The following is a 20179-nucleotide window of genomic DNA, read 5'->3' as shown; positions in this document are numbered from 1 at the left end:
TATAGACCTTTTTTATGGTAAATGGAAGAACGATATGTTTTAACATAGAAGTCTTACCCATGGCCTAACTTCTAAATATTTTGAAGTTAGGCCTTTTTTTATTGCAGGGGATTATAGGGGGTACAGAAGCATTGATAAAAAGCAAGCAAGAAGAACTGACATATTTAAGCAGTTACTTTAGCAAGAAATTAAAGCGTCATTTCGGAAAAGGCCCAGAGACATGTTTTTCAACTGTTAAGGATAATCTCATGCTCGTTCATGTGCGGAATTTCTTGACACCAGCAGAGGAAGTCCTATTAGAAAGTAATGAGATCCATCTTGCCTCGACCTTTAGATCGGTTATTATCAAGAAAATTATTGCTGATTTTATTGATGAGGTTGAACGTGTTTATGGGATTACATTTGATTCTTATCACGAAGATTGGAACTATGACTCCAATACCGGCGCGATTATGTTAGTGAATGAAGTGTCTTCACAGCATCCGACTGCGATTAAAGATGAAGGGACAATGGATCAACTTTTAGGTGAACAAGTGCGAAAAGCTAGTTCGGACATACATAGAGAACCAGACCAGTTATTTGTGAAAAAACTATCGCGCTCCATCTATGTTGTTGAATGCAAGGGGACGTTGTTACCGATTGAAACGAGGTTGTTCCAAAAAGGTTACTCTGATATCCTGATTGAAAGTTTTCGAGACATACGAACGGCATTTGAAAAGAAAAAGCCTATGTTTGAAGATGTATTCGGTCAATCAGTTGATGAGTTATTTTTATTTTGGGATTATAAGAAAAACAAAAGCTATATTACTTTTTTTCTCAAATGATTATTTGAATCATACATGGATTCCGTGAAAATGTGTACACTATTGATGGAAAAAGAGCTTATTTTATAAATAAAGGGAGCAACTTTTCTGAATATATTCTAAAAATGGTCTTTGTTAAATTGTTAGAAAGGCATCGCTTGTGGTACAATGTCACAGGTTGATGCTTTAATGGTATCAATTAGTTGTTCCCTCTGAAAGAAGGGATCGATGTGGAATTACAAGATCAAGTCAATTATATCAGTAGTTACACGAGTAAATTATTACGACGAAATTTTGGGCGTGGCCCGGAGTCATGTCAGGCAACATTCGGAAAAAGTCATTTCGTCCTATACATACGTGGATTTATTTCACCAATGGAAGAAGTCTTACTTCAGCAAGGTCAATCGGATTATGTTGATACGGCAAGATCGGTTGTCATCGGTCATCTTTTAGAGGAATTAAAGGGGGTGGTTCAAGTCACTCTCGATGTTGAAGTTGGGGATTATTACCATGATTGGAATTTCCCTAATAACTCAGGTATGATCATTCTCGTTTTAAAAGAAATTGAGACAGAACAAATGACGGAGACCGATCTGAATATCAGCCAACGATTAGAACTTGAAACGGCTCGGATCAGTCAACTTGTTCAAAAAGCACCGGAAAATTTAAGTACATACCCACTATCCCAAAAGCTTTATTTAGTCGAGCGAAAAGGGATACTAGTTCCGATCGAAAAAGCGTTAATTTCAAAAGGGTATACAAAGGAACTAATTGTGACAAAGGATGAGTTAGAGAAGAGCTATTTTCATCGTTATGGTAAGTTTGAAGAAATTTTTAAAAAGCAAATCTCTGATATTTTTATTGATTGGAACATAAAAGAGGACAAGTCCTTAGTAGGCTTTGTCTTAAAATAGGTAAATGTTGAGGAAAATCAAATTGATTTCGCCGCTCATGACCTAACTTCTTACCTGTAAGAAGTTAGGTCTTTTTTATTTGGTGTCAGACTTGAAGGCGTTTTAGGGTACAAAATGGTGCGAGAAGTTTAAGGAGGCCTTTGATGAACAGGAGTAATCGAATGAGAAATCAAGGATTGATGGAATATGGAGTCATGATTACGTATCTTGCTTGTTTTGGTACGACAGTGGTTTACCTTGATAGGCTCAGTGCAGGCCTACAGGCTGGTGTTATGATTTTATTCATAGTTGTTGCTTTCCTGCTTTATGCATGGTTGCGTAAACAATTGTTAGCAAGGATAGAAGATGAGAACAAGACATATGTCCGCTTAGTGGAACAATTATCAACGGCGATCGTTGTTGTAACTGACCGAAAGATCATGTGGGTGAATCGGGCAGCGCAAACACTTTTACAAGGACCGGTCCCTCAAGAACTCTTAGGAAAAAACATTGATAATTTTATCTTCACAGAGCAAGAGCATCTAAATTTTTCTCAAAAGGAAAAGTCAGGTAGGGCTCAAGCCATTTTGGTTGATTTACATGGGCAAGAAATAGAAGTGGAAATTGATTATGCGATATCATCGAGACAAAAAGGCGAATGGGTGTGTTTGTTAATTCGAAATATGGCCGAATTCGAAGAGAGTCAGAAGCAGATTCAGCATGTCGAACAGTTGTCTGTTATAGGCGAGCTTGCCGCCGGAATCGCTCATGAAATTCGTAACCCGTTAACGAGCTTAAAAGGTTTCATTCAATTGACGGCCAATGATAAAAAGAGTGGGGCGAATAGTTATACAGAAATTATGATTTCAGAGGTTGATCGCATTAGTATGATCGTTGGTGAATTACTGTTGTTATCGAAACCAAGGGAGTTGGTACTCGAATCAAAACAATTGATGCCGATGATTAACACGGTAACCACGATTGCAAATACCCAAGCGATTCTTCATAACATTGAAGTAGAAACGACATTTGAACCTGGAACCGAGCAACTTACCGTTAATTGTGATGAAAACAAACTCAAGCAAGTATTTATTAATATTTTAAAAAATGCGATCGAGGCGATGACATCTACTGGGATAATTACGCTTCATGTCTCTAAAAGAGAAGGTCATGTCGTGATTAGCTGTCAGGATCAAGGGCCAGGCATTCCAAAGGATAAGCTTGCGAAATTAGGGCAGAGATTTTATACAACGAAAGATAATGGCACTGGATTAGGCTTGATGGTGTGCTTTAGTATTATTGAACATCACCAAGGAACGATAAAAATCGAAAGTGAAGTCGGCAAAGGAACGACTGTTGAGATTGCTTTGCCGGGGTCAGACCCCTCATCAAATAACGGTCAATGGAGTCGATGAGCCTACTGCCATCGATGTTTTAAAGGGGTCAGACCCCCGCCACAAAAAATACCTATTGACCTATATAGGCATTCGTCTTAAAATAGAATGTAATAAATGATTTTAGAAAGGGGATTCATTGATTAAACATGGACACGGACGAGAGGAAGCTTTCAAAGTTATACCGCAAAATTGTTACATCCGACGAGACGAAGGCGATCTTGCTTTACGGAAGGTTGGATGATGAATTGAAAGAAAGAGTCCGCAAACGGTGTATTCAAAATGGATCCGAACGTGCTATTCAATTGCTCAATCAAATCGATCAACAGCAAGCAATGAATGGATAAGATGTGCAGGTAGAGAAAGAAACGTAATGGTTACATTTATATAGCAATAAACCCATAACTAACCCTGCTTTATGTGGGGTTGGTTTTTTCTGTTCTGGACATAGCTAAGAATGAACTTAACGGAAAGGGAGTAAAAATAATGGACTATGTTTCTCGAGATACCATTCTAAATACAATGACGAATTCTTTAGATACAATTAAGCAAAAGTATAACCTTGATGATATTGATATTCGCGAGCAGCCGGCAGACGATGATCGTTATTATTTTGGCTATAAAGTTGAAAAGGGTGGCAAAGAATATACCATTCACCTGCCTTATGTAAAGAATGAAGAGGGTGAAATGATGATCGAAAAAATTGAGTGGATCGTCCAAGGCAATCACGGCGAAGAAATCGGTTATAGTAACTTAGATGAGGTGTTTTCTGACAAGCTTTAAGCCCTTTTTCATGACCTCCGCAAAAAGGTGAGGGAAATGGTTTTTCAGCAGGGAGTAATTTTGCTACAATGACCTATGCTGATTGTGTTTTCCAAAGAAGGGTGCCGGCTTAGGAGTTGAACGAACGTGAGAATAAATAAGATATTAAATAATAATGCGGTTGTCGTTAAGGAAAGTGGGCATGAAAAGATTGTGATGGGTAATGGGATTGCCTTCCAAAAGAAGAAAAACGACATCATTACCAAGACAAAAATTGAAAAGATTTTTGTTATGAAGGAAGGCAATCAAAAATTTCAAGACTTGTTAACAACATTGCCCGAAGAGCATATTGAAATTGCCGAAGAAGTGATCAGTTATGCTGAAGGTCAGCTTCAAGTTCCACTTAATGACCACATTCATATTGCACTTAGTGATCACATCTCGTTTGCGATTGAACGTTTTCGGCAAGGGTATCCGATTCAAAACAAGCTATTGAATGAAATTAAGACCTTATATAAAGAAGAATTTTCTATAGGAGTATGGGCTAGAAATCTCATCAACGAGCGTCTCGAACTCGATATGCCGATCGATGAAGCTGGACATATCGCCCTTCATATTCATACCGCAAAGATTCATACGAAAAATATGCACCATGCTCTTGAGCAAACAACGATGATCAATGAGGTCATTCAGTTGATTGAGCGGAAACTCAATCAAAAGCTTGATGAAGAAGGGATTTCCTATCAGCGCCTTGTGACTCACATCCGCTTTGCCTTAAATCGGATTGAAACAAAACAACCATTTCATACGATGGATGCTGAGATGTTAGCTATGATCGAAGAAAAATATCAACAGGCGTATACAATTGCCGCCCAGGTTTCCGCTTACTTAAAAGACGAATATCAGGTTAAGTTTCCGGTTTCAGAGATTGGTTATATTAGTCTTCATATTCAAAGGCTAATGGAAAAAGTGTAAGAATTCCTGTTGACAGCCAATATCGAAAAATGTAGACTCTTAATCATAAGATATCCAAACGAATATTGTAGGATTGTTACTGATTATGCAGGCAAGACCTAAAATGTATGAGGGAATGGCCCCTTTGTATCGAAATGAGGCCACCTTTGTATATTTTAGGTCTTTTTTTACGCTCATTTTGAATCTTGGTCTTGTAGTTAGACGGATGAATGCTAAAAAGGTGCACATTTTTAGATAAAAACTCCCACTACATGATGAAGACCTTCGTAAAGGTAACAATCGAATAGGAATGGAGAAAGGGTTGTTCATGATGGATCCAAAAGAAAGTGCAAAGCAGTTGTTACCATTATTAGGTGGTAAGGAAAATATTGTCAGTGCAACGCATTGTGCAACACGTTTGCGGATTGTGTTAGCGGACGATGACAAGGCAGATAAAAAGGAAATTGAAAAAATAGATGGAGTGAAAGGGGCGTTTTTAAGCTCGGGACAGTTTCAAATTATTTTTGGAACAGGAATGGTAAATAAAGTTTTTGCTGAATTTGCCGGGCTCGCTGGGATTGATACAAATGATGATTCAGATGATCATAAAGAGGCTGTTAAGAAGAAGATGAATCCATTTGCAAGAATTGCGAGAACGTTATCAAATATCTTTGTACCAATTATTCCTGCCATCGTTGCAAGCGGTTTATTGATGGGACTTCTTGGGATGATGCAAGCATTTGAATGGGTCGAGCCGGATAGCTCATTAATCGTGTTTTTAGATATTTTCTCTAGTGCAGCCTTCATTATTTTACCGATCTTAATCGGTGTTAGTGCCGCCAAAGAATTTGGTGGAAATCCTTATTTAGGAGCCGTTATGGGTGGAATCATGACGCACCCTGCTCTTTTAAACCCGTGGATTTTAGGTGATGCAACGCCAGATTACATTACGTTCTTAGGGTTTGATGTCGCTTTAATCGGATATCAAGGGACAGTTATTCCTGTGTTACTTGTTGTTTGGTTTATGAGTAAAATTGAAAGAAATCTACGCAAGGTTGTACCGAATGCGATTGACTTAATTGTTACGCCGTTTGTAACGGTTATCTTAACAGGATTTATTGCGATGCTAGTTGTTGGACCAGTTGGGAACTTTATTGGTGACGGAATTACTGAAGTGTTAAATCTTATTTATAATTATGGCGGTGTCTTTGCTGGGTTAATCTTCGGTGGATTGTATTCAGCGATTGTTATTACAGGGGTTCACCACAGCTTCCATGCGATTGAAGCCGGCTTAATTGCAAGCCTTGGTTTCAACTACTTACTACCAATTTGGGCGATGTCAAACGTTGCGCAAGGGGGAGCAGGACTTGCAGTCTTCTTCAAGTCAAAGCTCGCAAAGACAAAGGAAATTTCTTTACCAGCCTCATTATCAGCGTTCTTAGGAATTACAGAGCCAGTTATTTTCGGGGTTAACTTAAAATATCGTAAGCCATTTATCGGTGCGATGATTGGTGGTGCGCTCGGTGGTGGATATGTCGTCCTCACAAACGTTGTTGCAAATGCATATGGATTAACAGGTATTCCAATGATCGCCATTGCTGCACCGCTCGGCATGGACAATGTCATCAATTATTTAATCGGTTTAGTCATTGCGATTGTCGGTGCGTTTGTTGCTACGTGGATTTTAGGATTTAAGGAAGAAGACGAATAAAAACAAGTTGATTAGGAGAGAGCTGTCGTAAAAAAGCCAAGCTATATTCACCTCGAGAGACTACTAAAACGAGGGGGGATCGTCGTGGATGAACGGCTCTCTTTTTTTAACAGAACGGAGGGAAAGCAATGAAACATGGAGTTATTAGTTTAGGTGAGGCGTTAATCGACTTTATCCCGCTTGATAAAGAGAACCTTTCATTTCAAAAAAGCCCAGGCGGTGCACCAGCAAATGTTGCTGTCGGTCTTGCGCGTCTAGGAGCAAAATCAACGTTTTTAGGCAAAGTTGGTGACGATGTCCTCGGTCGTTTTTTAAAAGAAACGCTTGAGCGCTATAACGTTGGAACGGACCACATGCATTTAACAACGGATACGAGGACGGGGGTTGTGTTTGTAACGCTTGATCAGCATGGTGAGCGAAGCTTTGACTTTTATATTGACCCAAGTGCAGATCGGATGCTAACGACTGATGAAGTTGATCCATCGTTGTTCACAGATCATAACATCCTTCATTTTGGATCGATTAGTTTAATTAGTGAGCCGGCAAAAACGGCGACAAAAACAGCGGTTCAACTTGCCAAAGAACAGGGCTTGTTCATCTCTTATGATCCGAATTTGCGGTTATCGCTATGGCCTGATGAGACGACAGCCCGTGAAACGATTGTTTCAATGCTAAGTGAAGCTGACCTTGTAAAAATTTCAGAAGAAGAGCTTGAGTTTATTACAGGATTCAAGGAGATCGAAGCAGGAGTTCAAGCGCTCAAAGACTATAACATTCCAGCCTTATTAATTACGCTTGGGGCAGGTGGAAGTTACCTTTATTATCAGGATTCACTGACTCACGTCCCAGCGATGACTGTAGAGACAGTGGATACGACAGGAGCAGGCGATGCCTTCGTATCAGGTATTCTTTATCAGCTGGACCAATATGAAGGTTCTTTTTCAGAGATGACTGTGCAACAGTTAAAAGAAATGATGGAATTTGCAAGCGTATCAGGTGGATTAGCAGCAGCGACAAAAGGGGCCATGACAGCTTTACCTACGCTTGAACAAGTGAAAGACGTTTTACAGAGCCGTTCATGATGAAACAAAAGCAAAGGAGCTGTAGACATGACTGAGCGAGAACAAGAGTTAATGAAACAAGCCACTTTGGAGGTAGAAAAGCACCAATCGTCTGTTCAGGCAGATAAATACCGCCTAGATTTTCATATCATGCCACCAGTTGGATTATTAAATGATCCAAACGGATTTATTGACTGGAACGGGACGTATCACCTTTTTTATCAATGGAATCCGTTCAAAACAGCGCATGGTGCCAAGTTTTGGGGTCATTACTCCTCAAAGGATTTAGTCACTTGGCAATCAGAAAACACTGCCCTCGCGCCAAGCGAATGGTTCGAAAAAAATGGCTGTTACTCAGGAAGTGCCATTGATCATGATGGGAAGCTGAAGCTTTTTTATACGGGTAATGTCAAAGATGAGCAAGGAAATCGTGAGACGTATCAATGTCTCGCTGAAAGTGAGGATGGGATCACTTTTACGAAAAAAGGAGTTGTCCTTACGCTGCCTAAAGGTTATACGGCACATTTCCGTGATCCGAAGGTTTGGAAGCATAACGATAGCTGGTATATGATTATCGGAGCACAAAGTGAGCAACAGGAAGGAAAAGCCGTTCTCTTTCAATCTGAAAATCTAGTGGATTGGCAGTATCGCGGGGCAATCACTGGTTCACATTCAGATCAGTTAGATGAGTTTGGATATATGTGGGAATGTCCAGATCTTTTTCATTTAAATGGACAAGACATTTTGATTGTTTCCCCGCAAGGACTCGAGCCAACAGGTACCTATTATCAAAACACGTACCAATCAGGCTATTTCATAGGTGAACTGGATTATGAAACAGCGACGTATCGCCACGGTTCATTTACAGAATTAGATCGTGGCTTTGAATTTTATGCGCCACAAACAATGGTGGATCGCTACGGGCGCCGCTTATTGTTTGCTTGGATGGGGGTGCCAGAACAATATGAAGATGAGCATCCAACGATTGACCATCACTGGATTCATGCGATGACAATCCCACGAGAATTAAAGCTTGTGGGTAGTAAACTCTACCAGAAACCAGTTGAAGAGTTAACAAACCTTCGTAGTGAAGGTGTTTCCTATGATCGAGTAACCATTTCAGAACAGGGGCAGACACTTGCTGGCATTGAAGGTGGAGCGATCGAACTGATCATTGATGATTTTGCTGAGCATCCGAATCACTTTGAAATAAACATTAGTGAAACGGCTAAAGTTGTTTTTGACCGAGAACAATCACTTTTTACACTTGAGAGAAAAAAGTTTACATCTGATGAAGTAGAGGTCCGTCAATGCGCGCTTGACGAGCTTCATTCATTAAGAATCTATCTCGATCACTCGTCGATTGAACTGTTTATTAATGATGGTGAAGAGGTGTTTACAGCAAGGATCTTCCCAACAGGAGAGCAACTATTATCGTTTTTAAGTGGGCAGTCAGTGAAGTGTCGAATTCGCAAGTGGGACATACATTCAATTTATAAATAAAGTTTAGGGAGCTGTGTGTAACAGCTCCCTTTCCTGATTTGAATCATCTATACGAACATTACCTTAGCTTGTTAAGATACCCCCCTCCTAGCAAGACCCCAAACGGCGTCAGCCGTTTGCGGTGCCTTTGGCTTCTCGGTCAGGGTCGAGCGAATATCAGTGCTTTAATAAAAAACGCTATAGCAACGGTGCTATAGCGCGTAAAAAGGGGGAGAGAATGATAAACTTAAAATGACATTACCAACCTATAATAGTAGTTATCTCCTAATTTTTGAAATGTTATACATAGATTGCTCAAATTTTTTTTATCAATGAATGTGTACATAAACCTCTGACTTCCTTCGCAAAATAGGAGCACAGAAGCTCGGGGGTGAATCGTATGAAGGTTAATTCCGGTAATCAGGGGGAGAGTAAGTTAAAATGGTGGCAATTATCAATGCTTGGAATCGCAAGTATTATCGGAACGGGTTTCTTTCTCGGTTCTAGCATTGCGATTAGCATGGCTGGTCCTGCCGTCATGCTCTCTTTTGTGCTGGCAGCGATTGGGACATATGTAGTTTATGAAGCCCTGGCAAAAATGACTGTAGCTGATCCACAGAAAGGATCATTTCGTACATATGCCAAAAATGCCTATGGGCGCTGGGCTGGCTTTACAAGCGGTTGGGTGTATTGGGCATCGGAAATGTTAATCATGGGCAGTCAAATGACCGCGCTAGCCATTTTTTCTCGCTTTTGGCTCCCGGATGTTCCGCTCTGGCTATTTGCAAGCGGCTATGCGATTCTAGGTATTATCGTTATTATTACTGGAACAAAAGGTTTCGACCGTGTGGAGGGGCTGTTTGCCGTTCTGAAAATTGCAGCGATCGTCATGTTCATCATCCTTGCTGTTGCGGCATTGTTTGGTCTTTTGGGTGAAGGTAATGGGGAAACAAATGTGCCAAAGACACTCTCAGGATTTTTTCCAGGTGGGGTGACTGGACTTTGGTCATCAGTCATTTACGGCTTTTATGCATTTGCAGGGATTGAAATTATGGGGCTTTTAGCGATTCGTCTTAAAGATAAAAAAGAGGCACCAAAGTCAGGGAAAATCATGTTATTTGGTTTAACGTTGATTTATGTCGTTTCAATTGGACTTGCACTTACAATGGTGTCATGGCAGGCGATGACAACGGATAAAAGCCCATTTGTTCTGGCTTTAAACCAATATAACCTCCCTTATGTTCCGCATGTCTTCAATGCGGTGTTAATCATCGCTGGCTTTTCAACGATGGTGGCCGCCTTATTTGCAGTGATTCGTATTCTTGTAACACTGGCTGAAGACCGAGACGCACCAGCATTTCTTTCTAAAAAGGTAAAAGGAAGAGTCGCCCTGCCTGCAATTGGTGTTACGACATTAGGCGCTGGGATCTCTGTCTTATTAGCACTCCTCATGCCAGGAAAAATCTATGAGTACTTAACGACCGCAGCTGGCTTGATGCTCTTATACAACTGGGTGTTTATTCTAGGCTCGTTCGGGCGACTGCTTTCATTATCAACAGGAGAGAAAATAAAACGAATCTTAGGTATGGTATTGATTTTGATAGCGGTAGGTGGAACACTTGTGCATGATACGAGTCGTCCAGGCCTTTACGTAAGCCTGATCTTTCTCGTTGTTATTGCTCTTGTGACCTTAATCATGTCACGGATGTGGAAGAAGACTGAGGGCGAGAAACCAAAATCGACCGTATTCGATCGTCTTGAATGAGCGAACACGGTCACCGTGAGGCCTATTGAAACAGAGCTTGTAACGCTTGATAGCCAAAATAGAGTCCGAAGCCAATCAACGACAGACCGGACAAATAAGAAATACCTTTCAATAATCGGTTCGTTAAAAATTTGCGGAAGCTGCTCGCAAGTCCTGCCATCGTTACATCCCATAGTGTGATCCCGATAAAAATCGCAGCACTATACAGAATCAGCTCATTTGTCCCATAGGATGAAGCTGTTTTCGCTAAAATCGACCCGAAAATCCCTAACCAGAACAAAATCGTTAGAGGGTTCGTGAGCGACATGAAAAATCCGTAAAAAAAAGATCTCGCATGTGATTCCCTACTACTTCTCATATTTGCTTCGACTTTGCCAGCGCCAAACAAACTCTCAATCCCGGTATAGACTAATACAAAAAAGCCAAAGGACCAGAGAAATGTCTGCATAAATGAAACCTCGAGAAAATGGACCACGCCTAAATAAACGAGCATCATATAAATCGCATCAGCAATGGTGGCCCCAAGCCCTACAAGCCAAGCGTGTAGGAAACCTCCTTTGATCCCTTTGTCTAATTGAGCTGCATTGACAGGACCGATCGGAGCAGCGAGTGATAAACCTAAAATAATATAGCTAAAGAAAATACTCATATGTACGGGCACCTCCAAGCGGTTCCGAAAATTTATGGCTCGTACATCTTATTCAGAAAGTCGTGCTCGTACAACTAAAAAAACCGTAAAAATATAAAAAAGCTTGAGGATACGAATGAATCCTCAAGCTTAAGGGGGTATGGTCGTTATTTTTGTTTATCTTCAAGTGCATCGCCGAATTTAGAAATCGTAATTCGGCCTTTTTGGTTACGTGGTTGAACGGCATCTTTGCTTTTTTGCATAAAGCGTTTTGATTTAGAGCGTTTACTCACAGAGAAAAACCTCCCCTTGTTGTCGGTTCAGTATTATCATTTCCGCTCGCCTGAGTTGTTATGTTCGGGGGAAGCTGGAAGTTTCATCGCTAAAAGGTTAAAAGCATACCTTTGACAAAAGATGTAATGGCTTCGTACGCTACGCGGCCTACGCTGGGGAAACCACCCATCGTAGTCCTTAAAACATGGTAGCGACTTCGCTCATTACATATATATCTCCTCAAAGGTAAAGAGCGACCTTTGAGGAGACACATATAAAAAACGCTACAGTGGTAACCACTGTAGCGTTAAAGGGGAGAGGAAGATTCGGTATAACCGCAATCTAGTTGTTAGTATGTCCAGTGTTTCTTTTTTTAAACCTAATTTTACATACATGGAAAGATCAGCAATGAATGTTTTCAGTTTTTTTCAGTAGACTATGGGACAAGGAGGGGATACAATGGTTGAGAAAAATTGGAATGGACAATCGTCAAGAAATAATAATGACCCTCGTCCATTAAATACGGATCATGAAGAATTGGCTGAAGATATGCTTGAAGTGGAAGTTCGCGAATCCCTTCAGCGACAAGCAAAACGAATGAAGCCATCCTTAAGCTAATGGGGTGCGCGAACAAGGAGGAGTAGTCAGGGAAGGGCGTTGCGCTTACTCGCGCCGCCTTTTACTGAGGAAAAAGACGTTGATTGAAGGAAGAAGGGGGGAGAAAGGTGAAAAGAACCATTACCGTTGTTGCTGCGGTTATTAAAAATGAGAATGAGCAAGTGTTTACGGCGTTACGCTCAGAAAAGATGGCGGAGGCTAATCTGTGGGAATTTCCAGGTGGTAAGGTAAAACAAGGTGAGCAGTTAGAAGAAGCACTACGTCGGGAGATTCATGAAGAGCTTGATTGCGACATTGTTGTCAAAGACAAAATTACAGATACTGTTTATGAATACAGTGATAAAATCGTCCATTTACATACGTTTTGGGCTACACTTACGTCAGGTGTGCCAAAAGCAACCGAACATGATGAGGTTCGTTGGTGTACTTTCAATCAATTAAAAGAGCTTAGATGGGCACCTGCGGATGTCGAAACAGTTGAAAAGATTACATCATCATGTTAATTTTTAACATATGTAACGAAAAGAGGGGGATTCGCGATCATGGGGAATTTTGATAAAGTCATTGACCGCACAAATACGAATTCAACAAAATGGGATGCTGTAGATAAGCTTTATAATGGAAAAGATCTTTGGCCCATGTGGGTAGCTGATATGGATTTTCGCGCACCAGAGGCCGTGTTAGAAGCAATCCAAGAAAAGGTTGAGCACGGGATTTTAGGATATACGGTGCGACCAGAATCACTTGATCAAGCCGTCGTTAACTGGTTTAAAACAGAATATGGCTGGACCGTTGATCCGAAAGCACTGCAGTACACAGCGGGGGTTGTACCGACGATCACGCAATTGATTCAGGCGTTTACGGATGAAGACGATAAAATCATCATACAAACCCCGGTGTACTATCCGTTCTATAGTGTGGTTACAAATGTGAACCGCAGACTTGTTAAAAATCCACTTCAGTTTGACGGAAAACAATACCGATTCGATTTCGATCACCTAGAAGCTAGCATCGACGAACATACGAAAATGCTTATCCTATGTAACCCACATAACCCAGCAGGGAGAGTTTGGTCAAAAGAGGAGCTGCAACGGTTAGCTGAGATTTGTAAAAAGCACGATCTACTTGTGATTTCTGATGAAATTCATGCCGACCTTATGTTAAACGGTCACCATCACGTGCCGTTTGCAAGTCTATCAAGCGATACTGCCAATCGGACAATCACTTGCCTTGCTCCAAGTAAAACGTTTAATTTAGCAGGGATTCAATCGTCAATTACAGTTATTGAAAATGAGCAATACTATAAAAAATTTGCCAAGCATTTGCAAAATCAATTTTTATTTATGCCTAATTTATTCGCTAGTGTCGCAACAGAAGCCGCATATCGTCATGGAAAGCCATGGCTAACGGAGCTAAGAGCCTATCTAGAAGATAACTTACGCTATGTGATTAACTTTGTTGGCGAGCATATGCCAAAAATTAAGGTTGTTGAGCCAGAAGGGACTTATTTAGTTTGGTTAGACTGCAGCGAGTTAGGGATGACCGCTGCAGAAAGACGAAAATGGCTTGAGGACAAGGCGAAAGTTGCCTTAAGTCACGGGAGTACTTTTGGAGAGGAAGGCAAAGACTTTGAGCGCATGAACATCGCTTGTCCACGTCAAACCTTAACAGAGGGGCTTGAACGGTTGAAGCGTGCATATCAAGAACAGGAATTTTAAAGATGAATGAAAACGTATGTGGCTTAATAGCACACATGCGTTTTTTTATGTAATAATAATTCCTTTGTTGAGGTGGCATTATTATTATATTAAGCATTAGTGGTGAGCGCCATTGATAGGGTGGGGAGTAAAACCAACATGACTTAGAGAACAAGCCTCTAAGCCATGTCACCTGTTTTCTTATTCATGTATGAGGAAGGTAAACTGTTAACACTTCTCCTATTTTTTATTGGGAAATGAGTTCATAGGCGTGTTTGTTTTGTTTAATAGGTAGTGTGATGGTCACGGTTGTACCTTTACCAACTTTACTGGAAAAATGGATATTGCCGTTATGGTGTTCAATAATTTTAAAACAGACCATCAGCCCAAGGCCTGTCCCTTTTTCTTTATTAGAATAAAAAGGCTCACCTAATTGACGTATCCGCTCATCAGACATGCCGCGTCCAGTGTCGGTAATATCAATCGAGATGGTTTCCTCGCTATGCCGTTTGAGTTTAATATAAACGGCTCCCTTTGAGGACATTGCTTCAAGTGCGTTTTGAATAATATTAACAAAAACTTGTTTTAATTGATTCTCCTCACATTCGACGAATGGTAATTCATCAAAGTCAGTGAAGATTTGATGATCACGAAACATCGCTTGTGTATCAAGTAAGGTAACGACTTGCTCTAGCAAGAGCTTTAGGTCAAGCTTTTTAAATACCATTTCTTGATTCGGTTTTGCAAGTGTTAAAAATTCATAAATAATCGATTCCACACGATCAAGCTCGTCAAGGATGATTCGTGCAAACTCGTCATTGTACGATTTAGAAGCTTGAAAGATTTGAACAAAGCCTTTAATCGAAGTTAACGGGTTGCGAACTTCATGAGCAACACCTGCAGCTAATTGACCAACAAGCGATAGCTTTTCTGATTTCGACATTAACTCTTCGTATTTTTTCCGTTCAGACACATCACGTAAAATTGCTTTTACGGCTGGCTTCCCTTCATACATAATTCGTTTCGTTGTAAATTCAATATGTTTTGTCTCCCCGTCCAAAGTTGTTACTTGGTGGCCTGTGAACCGTTGCTTATGGTTACCATTTAAATTTTGCCTGAAGCTTTGGTAGAGAACATCATGATTTTCTTCAGGGAAGAAATCCCATATTCTTTTGCCAATCACATCACTAGGATCGGTAGCTCCAAGAAGTGCGACACCGGCAGGATTAATATAGACAACCTTTTGATTAATATGCACAACGATTGACTCTGGTGAGAACTCGACTAAGCTGCGGTACCGCTCCTCACTCTCACTTAGCTTTGTTTCGATCTGCTTTCGTTTCGTAATATTTAGAAAATAAATGAGCGCACCTTCCTCAGTTGGATAAATGCGAAAATGAAACCAATCATCAAGTGTTGGAAAGTAGAACTCTGATTGAATGGCACATCGTTCTGCGAATGCTTGATGGAGTTTTAAATCGAAATTAGTGCCTACTAATTCAGGAAATGTACTCCAAAGATTCTTTCCAATCAATTTGGTACGGCTATGATTGAGCACTTGCTCGGCTTCTTTGTTTATAAAGGTAAAGCAAAAGTTTTTATCAACAGTAATGAAGCTATCAGTGACTCCATCTAAACTACGTTTAATGTGCTTAAATAGTTGTTCCAAACGCTGTTTCGATTTTTTCAATTCATGTTCAGCTGTTACTCTTGTTGTTACATCGCGAGAGAAAGCGATCATTTCTTTTGGTTGATCTGTTGTGGGGTCTTTGATGCTTTTTATGATTGATTCGAGCCAAACAAATGTATTGTCTTTCGTACGGAATCGAGCGCACGTCTTTTCTTTGTTTGTGTTGGTCACTTGGTTGTGACACGCGGCAAGTTTATGTTGGTCATCGGGGTGGACATAGTCATAGGGTGTTTTATTAATCACTTCACAAGGCTCATAGCCCAGAATTTCACGGACAGAAGGGGAGCAATAAAAAATTGTCCCGTCTGGATAATATCTGCCCACGATATCAGCTGATTGTTCGGCGATAAGGCGATACGTTTGTTCATTTTCAACTATTGTTTGTTCTGTTTGCCTTTTCATTGTTATATCTTCAGCATGAATGATAAAACATTGAGGTTGATCATTCTCATTAAAGACCATTGAGATATGTAAAGAAACCCAGAGGATTGAACGGTCTTTATGGATGTATCGTTTTTCAATGTGAAGATTTTTTATTTCTTTTTTAAACAGTTTGTCTTTTAATTCCGCTTCATGTTTCAGGTCGTCTGGAAAGGTAATTGCCTCATCTGTCATATATAATAACTCTTCTTCTGAATAACCAACCATCTCACAAAAAGCAGGATTTACTTTTAGCCAACGATTGTTGATATCAAGCATTCCAATGCCGACATTCGCAGCTTGAAACGCTTGTCGAAAAAGTACTTCTTCTACCATTCGAATACACCCTTTTTGTAGACATTAAAAAATCACTATAAGCTATAGTACTGGTAATGAACCTCAATTTCTACTCATTCGACAAAGGTTATAAAAATGTGACAGCCTTTTTCTAAAAGATGAGTCATGAATCTGTGGTGGCTACAAATTTGACACAATTATCGCTATTTATTTTGAATAAATCGTGAACACACTAGCATTTTAATGACGTCTATTCTATACTATGACTAGAGGTTGTGAAACACTTCACAAACTTATGTGAAATTCTTCACAATTAAAACAGCAGCTGTTATCTCATCAAAATAAAAATATATAATAATGGAGGAATCATCTATGTTTATGAATTTCTTAAGAAATAATGTATGGGTAGCAGGAATATTAACAGCTTTACGTCTTTATGTCGGATGGGCTTGGTTGACAGCAGGATGGGGGAAAGTAACAGGTGACTTTAGTGCCGCTGGATATCTTCAAGGATCTGTGGCTAACCCGGTCATGTCAGGTGAGCAACTCCAGTACCCGAGTTATGTTGCTTTTCTTGAAAGATTTGCAATTCCGAATGCAGAAGTATTTAGTGTAGTTGTTGCTTGGGGCGAAGTGTTAGTAGGACTTGGACTTATTTTAGGTGTATTTACGACTGCAGCAGCATTCTTTGGTGTTGTAATGAACTTTAGCTTTATGTTCGCAGGAACAATTTCAACAAACCCATTGTTAGTGCTTATTTCAATGTTCATTTTAGCGGCAGGTGCAAATGCTGGTAAGTTTGGTGGAGACCGTTGGGTGCTCCCTTACCTAAAGCACATGTTTAGCAACAAGGTACGTTACGAAAACCGAGAAGCAAAAGCAGCATAATAAATGATGAGCCCTTTGAAGCAATAAGCAACAAAGGGCTCTAATCGTTTTATTTACAATTAAAATCTAAATAATTAGACTTTTGTTGCAGGATTTATCATAATCTTAGCGAAAGTGTAATATACTATCCTGGCAAGAAAAGGATAGAGCGAGCCTGTATTCATTTTGCTAACTATGCTAATAAAGAGGGGTAATCAGATGGATGTTCATTTCGTATATAATGAGTTGGTAGATGAATTTCGTACAAATTTAGGTCGTGAGCTAACAGAGAGTGAAAGGGATCTAGTTAAATGGATGGAAGAGAGAGAATCTGAATTAGTTTCTAAGGAACAAAAAAATTGACTATAAAAAGAAGGTGAGACGATGAAAACCTTCAAACTGTACTCATTGCAAATGCTCTTAGATGAAGGGGAAGGTGTCTACCTCAAGAATATCCCACTTGATGATGGATTGATCGTAAACAAAGAAGTGGATGGACAATCGTGGTTAATTGATGCTGTTGTCAGCACCAAGTATAAGGATCTTTTTGAACGTCTGTCTGAAAAACAAGAGCAGATTTTAATTGAAGTGGTTATTACAAATGAAAGTAATTTTCCAGCTACGATGACAGCAACGATTCGACAAATGACCACTTTGTCAAAACAAATCAGTGTCCTCTTTACGGGTTCATTGGCGGTGAGAAAAGATCAAATCGTCAATACGATCCTAAAACAAATCGTACGTGAAGGTTACAGTGGTGAAGAACTGCTGACTGAATTTACAAAACGAACGTCTGTTGAAGGAGTCACAACTGTTTTGAAAGAGCGGCTGTATAAGCAACTGCAGCAAACTGGCTCATTAGATATAGACGCTGTCTTCGAAGAATCAGCTTTGCCTTCTAAACAAAGTCTCCAAAAAAATAACGATTAGCCATGTGCATAATTTCCTCCTCTTACGAACATATTACTTACTGACGACTTCATGGCACTATCTAGTACCCATGAAGCAGTCATAAAAACAATACGCACATGCATGTGTTTATTTTTTAGGAGGATATGTTTTATGCAATCTGGTAAAGTAAAATGGTTTAATGCAGAAAAAGGTTTTGGTTTTATTGAAGTTGAAGGTGGAGATGATGTGTTTGTTCACTTTTCAGCGATTCAAGAAGAAGGGTTTAAGACGTTAGAAGAAGGTCAAGCTGTTAACTTTGAAGTGGAAGAGGGAAACCGCGGACCTCAAGCTGTCAATGTGACGAAAGCTTAACTCATATAGGAGTCACCAAAAAGCACTCTTTTTTAAGGGTGCTTTTTGTCGTTGATAGTAAAGATAAAGTACACTAATAGAGGCGAGTATTGCCGCGCGCCCCTTGCCGTGTGGATAGTGTAGAGCTCTTATTCTTTTAGGAGGGTTATATCGACAAGAAAGGTGTCGTTGTTGGATAAATGTCGGAAATCCTTTACAATAAATGAGGAGATCAGAAGAGATGGGGAATACATATGGAGCAGGTGTTAACCTTTAAAGATTATTATGGGCATGATGTGAGACTATCATTTTCCAATCATCCTTTTTCAAATAACCCAAAGCATGTGTGGGTGGTTTGTCGTTTTCGGGGTCAATGGTTGTTAACGTCACACTCGGGTCGAGGTTTAGAATTTCCGGGTGGGAAAGTTGAGAACGGAGAGCATCCTGAGGACGCTGCGAGTCGAGAAGTGTTTGAAGAAACAGGTGGATATATTCGTATGCTTACGTATATTGGACAATACGAAGTGACGAGTAAGGCGGACACGCTGGTTAAAAATATTTATTATGCTGTTATTGATTCATTAGAAGCAAAAGCAGATTACTTAGAAACGAATGGGCCAGTCCTCATTGACAAACTCCCTGAGGCGGTCAAGAAAGAAAAGCGCTATAGTTTTATCATGAAGGACGAGGTTTTACCACTGACGATTGAGCAACTTCAAAAGCGAGGTCTGTTGTAAATGCGACGATGAGCCTTGATTTAATCGTATAAAAACGAAACGAGTGATAAAACCTAGAATGAAGAGAGGGATGGACGATGGAAGCTAAGATCATCGAGAAACAGCGGGTCCCTTCACCACATCCTAACATACGTTTATATTTAATCACCTATAAGAGTGGCTCTTTCAACGTAAAAGGGTATCTTGCTGTCCCGGATACTCCTGGTGAATATCCTGGTCTGTTGTATTTACGTGGCGGAATTAAAAATGTCGGTATGGTTCGTGTTGCAAGAGTGATTCAATTTGCAGCGGAAGGGTTTGTGGTCCTTGCCCCGTTTTATCGTGGAAATAAAGGTGGAGATGGTCGAGAAGATTTCGCTGGTGATGACCGTTATGATGCCTTTTATGCTTACGAATGTTTAGCCAATCATCCCCGCGTGGCTAGAGATCAGGTTCATGTATTTGGATTTTCACGTGGTGGAGTGATGGCATTGTTGACAGCTATCACATATAGCGTTCGTTCAGTCACATGCTGGGGTGGGGTGTCTGATATGAAACTCACCTATGAAGAGCGCGTCGACCTTCGCAAAATGTTAAAACGAGTCATTGGGGGAACTCCTAGAAAATATCCAGAGCGTTACGAATGGCGAACACCATTGACCGAAGTTGGTATGATAAATGCACCTGTTTGCATTATTCATGGGAAACGTGATGAGCACGTATCGATTGAACATGCGTATCGGCTTGAAGCTGCGTTGCGAAGTGAGGGAAAGGATGTAGTCATCCGCTTTTATGATACGTTTACACACCATTTTCCGGAACCAAGCTATCGCAACATTACGACGGAATTGACGAAGTGGATGAAGAAGCAATAGGCTTTATACATAAAAAAGAGCCGCTCCTATA

22 protein-coding genes are annotated in these 20179 nt (G+C 40.3%); 19 read left to right on the top strand and 3 right to left on the bottom strand.

The genetic code is table 11. From position 1 onward, the window contains the following. The first annotated feature begins 131 nt into the window (after positions 1-131). The 10 genes from KH400_RS01745 to KH400_RS01700 all read left to right on the top strand — a co-directional run bounded on the left by KH400_RS01745 (position 132) and on the right by KH400_RS01700 (position 10825). Positions 132-824 carry a Na-translocating system protein MpsC family protein gene (locus KH400_RS01745; RefSeq protein WP_217221450.1) on the top strand — a complete coding sequence of 231 codons (693 nt, stop codon included), beginning with the start codon at positions 132-134 and terminating at the stop codon, positions 822-824. Between the two features lie 209 nt (positions 825-1033). Continuing rightward, positions 1034-1717 carry a Na-translocating system protein MpsC family protein gene (locus KH400_RS01740; protein ID WP_217221449.1) on the top strand — a complete coding sequence of 228 codons (684 nt, stop codon included), beginning with the start codon at positions 1034-1036 and terminating at the stop codon, positions 1715-1717. 143 nt (positions 1718-1860) lie between these two features. Beyond that, the gene (locus KH400_RS01735) at positions 1861-3111 is read left to right on the top strand and encodes an ATP-binding protein (protein WP_217221448.1); all 1251 of its coding nucleotides are present in this window, start codon (positions 1861-1863) and stop codon (positions 3109-3111) included. 128 nt (positions 3112-3239) lie between these two features. Further along, the gene (locus KH400_RS01730; protein WP_217221447.1) at positions 3240-3437 is read left to right on the top strand and encodes a lipocalin/fatty acid-binding family protein; all 198 of its coding nucleotides are present in this window, start codon (positions 3240-3242) and stop codon (positions 3435-3437) included. A gap of 139 nt (positions 3438-3576) precedes the next feature. Next, positions 3577-3873, top strand: a complete 297-nt coding sequence (locus KH400_RS01725; protein ID WP_217221446.1) for a DUF5634 family protein — start codon at positions 3577-3579, stop codon at positions 3871-3873. A gap of 126 nt (positions 3874-3999) precedes the next feature. Next, a complete protein-coding gene (locus KH400_RS01720) occupies positions 4000-4827 on the top strand; it encodes a PRD domain-containing protein (RefSeq protein ID WP_217221445.1) in 828 nt (275 codons plus the stop codon). A 310-nt stretch (positions 4828-5137) separates the two neighbouring features. After that, positions 5138-6517 carry a sucrose-specific PTS transporter subunit IIBC gene (locus tag KH400_RS01715; RefSeq protein ID WP_217221561.1) on the top strand — a complete coding sequence of 460 codons (1380 nt, stop codon included), beginning with the start codon at positions 5138-5140 and terminating at the stop codon, positions 6515-6517. Between the two features lie 128 nt (positions 6518-6645). Further along, complete coding sequence (locus tag KH400_RS01710; protein ID WP_217221444.1) at positions 6646-7599, top strand: carbohydrate kinase family protein; 954 nt, start codon at positions 6646-6648, stop codon at positions 7597-7599. A 27-nt stretch (positions 7600-7626) separates the two neighbouring features. After that, positions 7627-9081, top strand: a complete 1455-nt coding sequence (locus KH400_RS01705) for a sucrose-6-phosphate hydrolase (protein ID WP_217221443.1) — start codon at positions 7627-7629, stop codon at positions 9079-9081. A 379-nt stretch (positions 9082-9460) separates the two neighbouring features. Beyond that, on the top strand, positions 9461-10825 hold the full coding sequence (locus KH400_RS01700) for an amino acid permease (RefSeq protein WP_217221442.1): 1365 nt from the start codon (positions 9461-9463) through the stop codon (positions 10823-10825). A gap of 22 nt (positions 10826-10847) precedes the next feature. On the opposite strand, the gene KH400_RS01695 is transcribed toward KH400_RS01700, so the two are convergent. Both KH400_RS01695 and KH400_RS25240 read right to left on the bottom strand, forming a co-directional pair. Beyond that, positions 10848-11474, bottom strand: a complete 627-nt coding sequence (locus KH400_RS01695; RefSeq protein ID WP_217221441.1) for a LysE family transporter — start codon at positions 11472-11474, stop codon at positions 10848-10850. Positions 11475-11620: 146 nt separating this feature from the next. After that, entirely contained in the window at positions 11621-11746 is a 126-nt protein-coding gene (locus KH400_RS25240) for a hypothetical protein (protein WP_281418620.1), read from the bottom strand. Between the two features lie 439 nt (positions 11747-12185). Here KH400_RS25240 and KH400_RS01690 point away from each other — a divergent pair, with 439 nt between their 5' ends. From KH400_RS01690 to KH400_RS01680, 3 genes are all read left to right on the top strand, one after another. Next, on the top strand, positions 12186-12344 hold the full coding sequence (locus tag KH400_RS01690; RefSeq protein ID WP_217221440.1) for a hypothetical protein: 159 nt from the start codon (positions 12186-12188) through the stop codon (positions 12342-12344). A 107-nt stretch (positions 12345-12451) separates the two neighbouring features. Beyond that, positions 12452-12847, top strand: coding sequence for a (deoxy)nucleoside triphosphate pyrophosphohydrolase (locus KH400_RS01685; protein ID WP_217221439.1), 396 nt, complete (start codon positions 12452-12454; stop codon positions 12845-12847). A 39-nt stretch (positions 12848-12886) separates the two neighbouring features. Beyond that, positions 12887-14062 carry a MalY/PatB family protein gene (locus KH400_RS01680; RefSeq protein ID WP_217221438.1) on the top strand — a complete coding sequence of 392 codons (1176 nt, stop codon included), beginning with the start codon at positions 12887-12889 and terminating at the stop codon, positions 14060-14062. 226 nt (positions 14063-14288) lie between these two features. On the opposite strand, the gene KH400_RS01675 is transcribed toward KH400_RS01680, so the two are convergent. Then, positions 14289-16487 carry a PAS domain-containing protein gene (locus tag KH400_RS01675; RefSeq protein ID WP_217221437.1) on the bottom strand — a complete coding sequence of 733 codons (2199 nt, stop codon included), beginning with the start codon at positions 16485-16487 and terminating at the stop codon, positions 14289-14291. Between the two features lie 333 nt (positions 16488-16820). On the opposite strand from KH400_RS01675, the gene KH400_RS01670 reads away from it, so the two are divergent. The 6 genes from KH400_RS01670 to KH400_RS01645 all read left to right on the top strand — a co-directional run bounded on the left by KH400_RS01670 (position 16821) and on the right by KH400_RS01645 (position 20148). Beyond that, positions 16821-17336 carry a DoxX family protein gene (locus tag KH400_RS01670; RefSeq protein WP_217221435.1) on the top strand — a complete coding sequence of 172 codons (516 nt, stop codon included), beginning with the start codon at positions 16821-16823 and terminating at the stop codon, positions 17334-17336. A 198-nt stretch (positions 17337-17534) separates the two neighbouring features. Then, a complete protein-coding gene (locus KH400_RS01665; RefSeq protein WP_217221434.1) occupies positions 17535-17678 on the top strand; it encodes a hypothetical protein in 144 nt (47 codons plus the stop codon). 21 nt (positions 17679-17699) lie between these two features. Beyond that, positions 17700-18245 carry a YwpF family protein gene (locus KH400_RS01660; protein ID WP_217221433.1) on the top strand — a complete coding sequence of 182 codons (546 nt, stop codon included), beginning with the start codon at positions 17700-17702 and terminating at the stop codon, positions 18243-18245. A 132-nt stretch (positions 18246-18377) separates the two neighbouring features. Beyond that, the gene (locus KH400_RS01655; RefSeq protein WP_217221432.1) at positions 18378-18578 is read left to right on the top strand and encodes a cold-shock protein; all 201 of its coding nucleotides are present in this window, start codon (positions 18378-18380) and stop codon (positions 18576-18578) included. A 242-nt stretch (positions 18579-18820) separates the two neighbouring features. Beyond that, the gene (gene ytkD, locus KH400_RS01650) at positions 18821-19294 is read left to right on the top strand and encodes an RNA deprotection pyrophosphohydrolase (RefSeq protein WP_217221560.1); all 474 of its coding nucleotides are present in this window, start codon (positions 18821-18823) and stop codon (positions 19292-19294) included. A 77-nt stretch (positions 19295-19371) separates the two neighbouring features. Continuing rightward, complete coding sequence (locus KH400_RS01645; RefSeq protein WP_217221431.1) at positions 19372-20148, top strand: alpha/beta hydrolase family protein; 777 nt, start codon at positions 19372-19374, stop codon at positions 20146-20148. The last annotated feature ends 31 nt before the right edge of the window (positions 20149-20179 follow it).

This window comes from Desertibacillus haloalkaliphilus, assembly GCF_019039105.1.
Classification (GTDB): Bacteria; Bacillota; Bacilli; order Bacillales; family KJ1-10-99; genus Desertibacillus; species Desertibacillus haloalkaliphilus.
The sequence above is the reverse complement of the archived record's forward strand: the minus strand, read 5'-3'. Positions and strand labels throughout refer to the sequence as shown.

Coding starts and splice junctions, on each gene's coding strand:
- KH400_RS01700 (WP_217221442.1), top strand. CDS start 9,461: ATGAAGGTTAATTCCGGTAATCAGGGGGAGAGTAAGTTAAAATGGTGG.
- KH400_RS01675 (WP_217221437.1), bottom strand. CDS start 16,487: ATGGTAGAAGAAGTACTTTTTCGACAAGCGTTTCAAGCTGCGAATGTC.
- KH400_RS01735 (WP_217221448.1), top strand. CDS start 1,861: ATGAACAGGAGTAATCGAATGAGAAATCAAGGATTGATGGAATATGGA.
- KH400_RS01690 (WP_217221440.1), top strand. CDS start 12,186: ATGGTTGAGAAAAATTGGAATGGACAATCGTCAAGAAATAATAATGAC.
- KH400_RS01710 (WP_217221444.1), top strand. CDS start 6,646: ATGAAACATGGAGTTATTAGTTTAGGTGAGGCGTTAATCGACTTTATC.
- KH400_RS01695 (WP_217221441.1), bottom strand. CDS start 11,474: ATGAGTATTTTCTTTAGCTATATTATTTTAGGTTTATCACTCGCTGCT.
- KH400_RS01665 (WP_217221434.1), top strand. CDS start 17,535: ATGGATGTTCATTTCGTATATAATGAGTTGGTAGATGAATTTCGTACA.
- KH400_RS01660 (WP_217221433.1), top strand. CDS start 17,700: ATGAAAACCTTCAAACTGTACTCATTGCAAATGCTCTTAGATGAAGGG.
- KH400_RS01730 (WP_217221447.1), top strand. CDS start 3,240: ATGGACACGGACGAGAGGAAGCTTTCAAAGTTATACCGCAAAATTGTT.
- KH400_RS01645 (WP_217221431.1), top strand. CDS start 19,372: ATGGAAGCTAAGATCATCGAGAAACAGCGGGTCCCTTCACCACATCCT.
- KH400_RS01680 (WP_217221438.1), top strand. CDS start 12,887: ATGGGGAATTTTGATAAAGTCATTGACCGCACAAATACGAATTCAACA.
- KH400_RS01705 (WP_217221443.1), top strand. CDS start 7,627: ATGACTGAGCGAGAACAAGAGTTAATGAAACAAGCCACTTTGGAGGTA.
- KH400_RS01670 (WP_217221435.1), top strand. CDS start 16,821: ATGTTTATGAATTTCTTAAGAAATAATGTATGGGTAGCAGGAATATTA.
- KH400_RS01715 (WP_217221561.1), top strand. CDS start 5,138: ATGGATCCAAAAGAAAGTGCAAAGCAGTTGTTACCATTATTAGGTGGT.
- KH400_RS01725 (WP_217221446.1), top strand. CDS start 3,577: ATGGACTATGTTTCTCGAGATACCATTCTAAATACAATGACGAATTCT.
- KH400_RS01655 (WP_217221432.1), top strand. CDS start 18,378: ATGCAATCTGGTAAAGTAAAATGGTTTAATGCAGAAAAAGGTTTTGGT.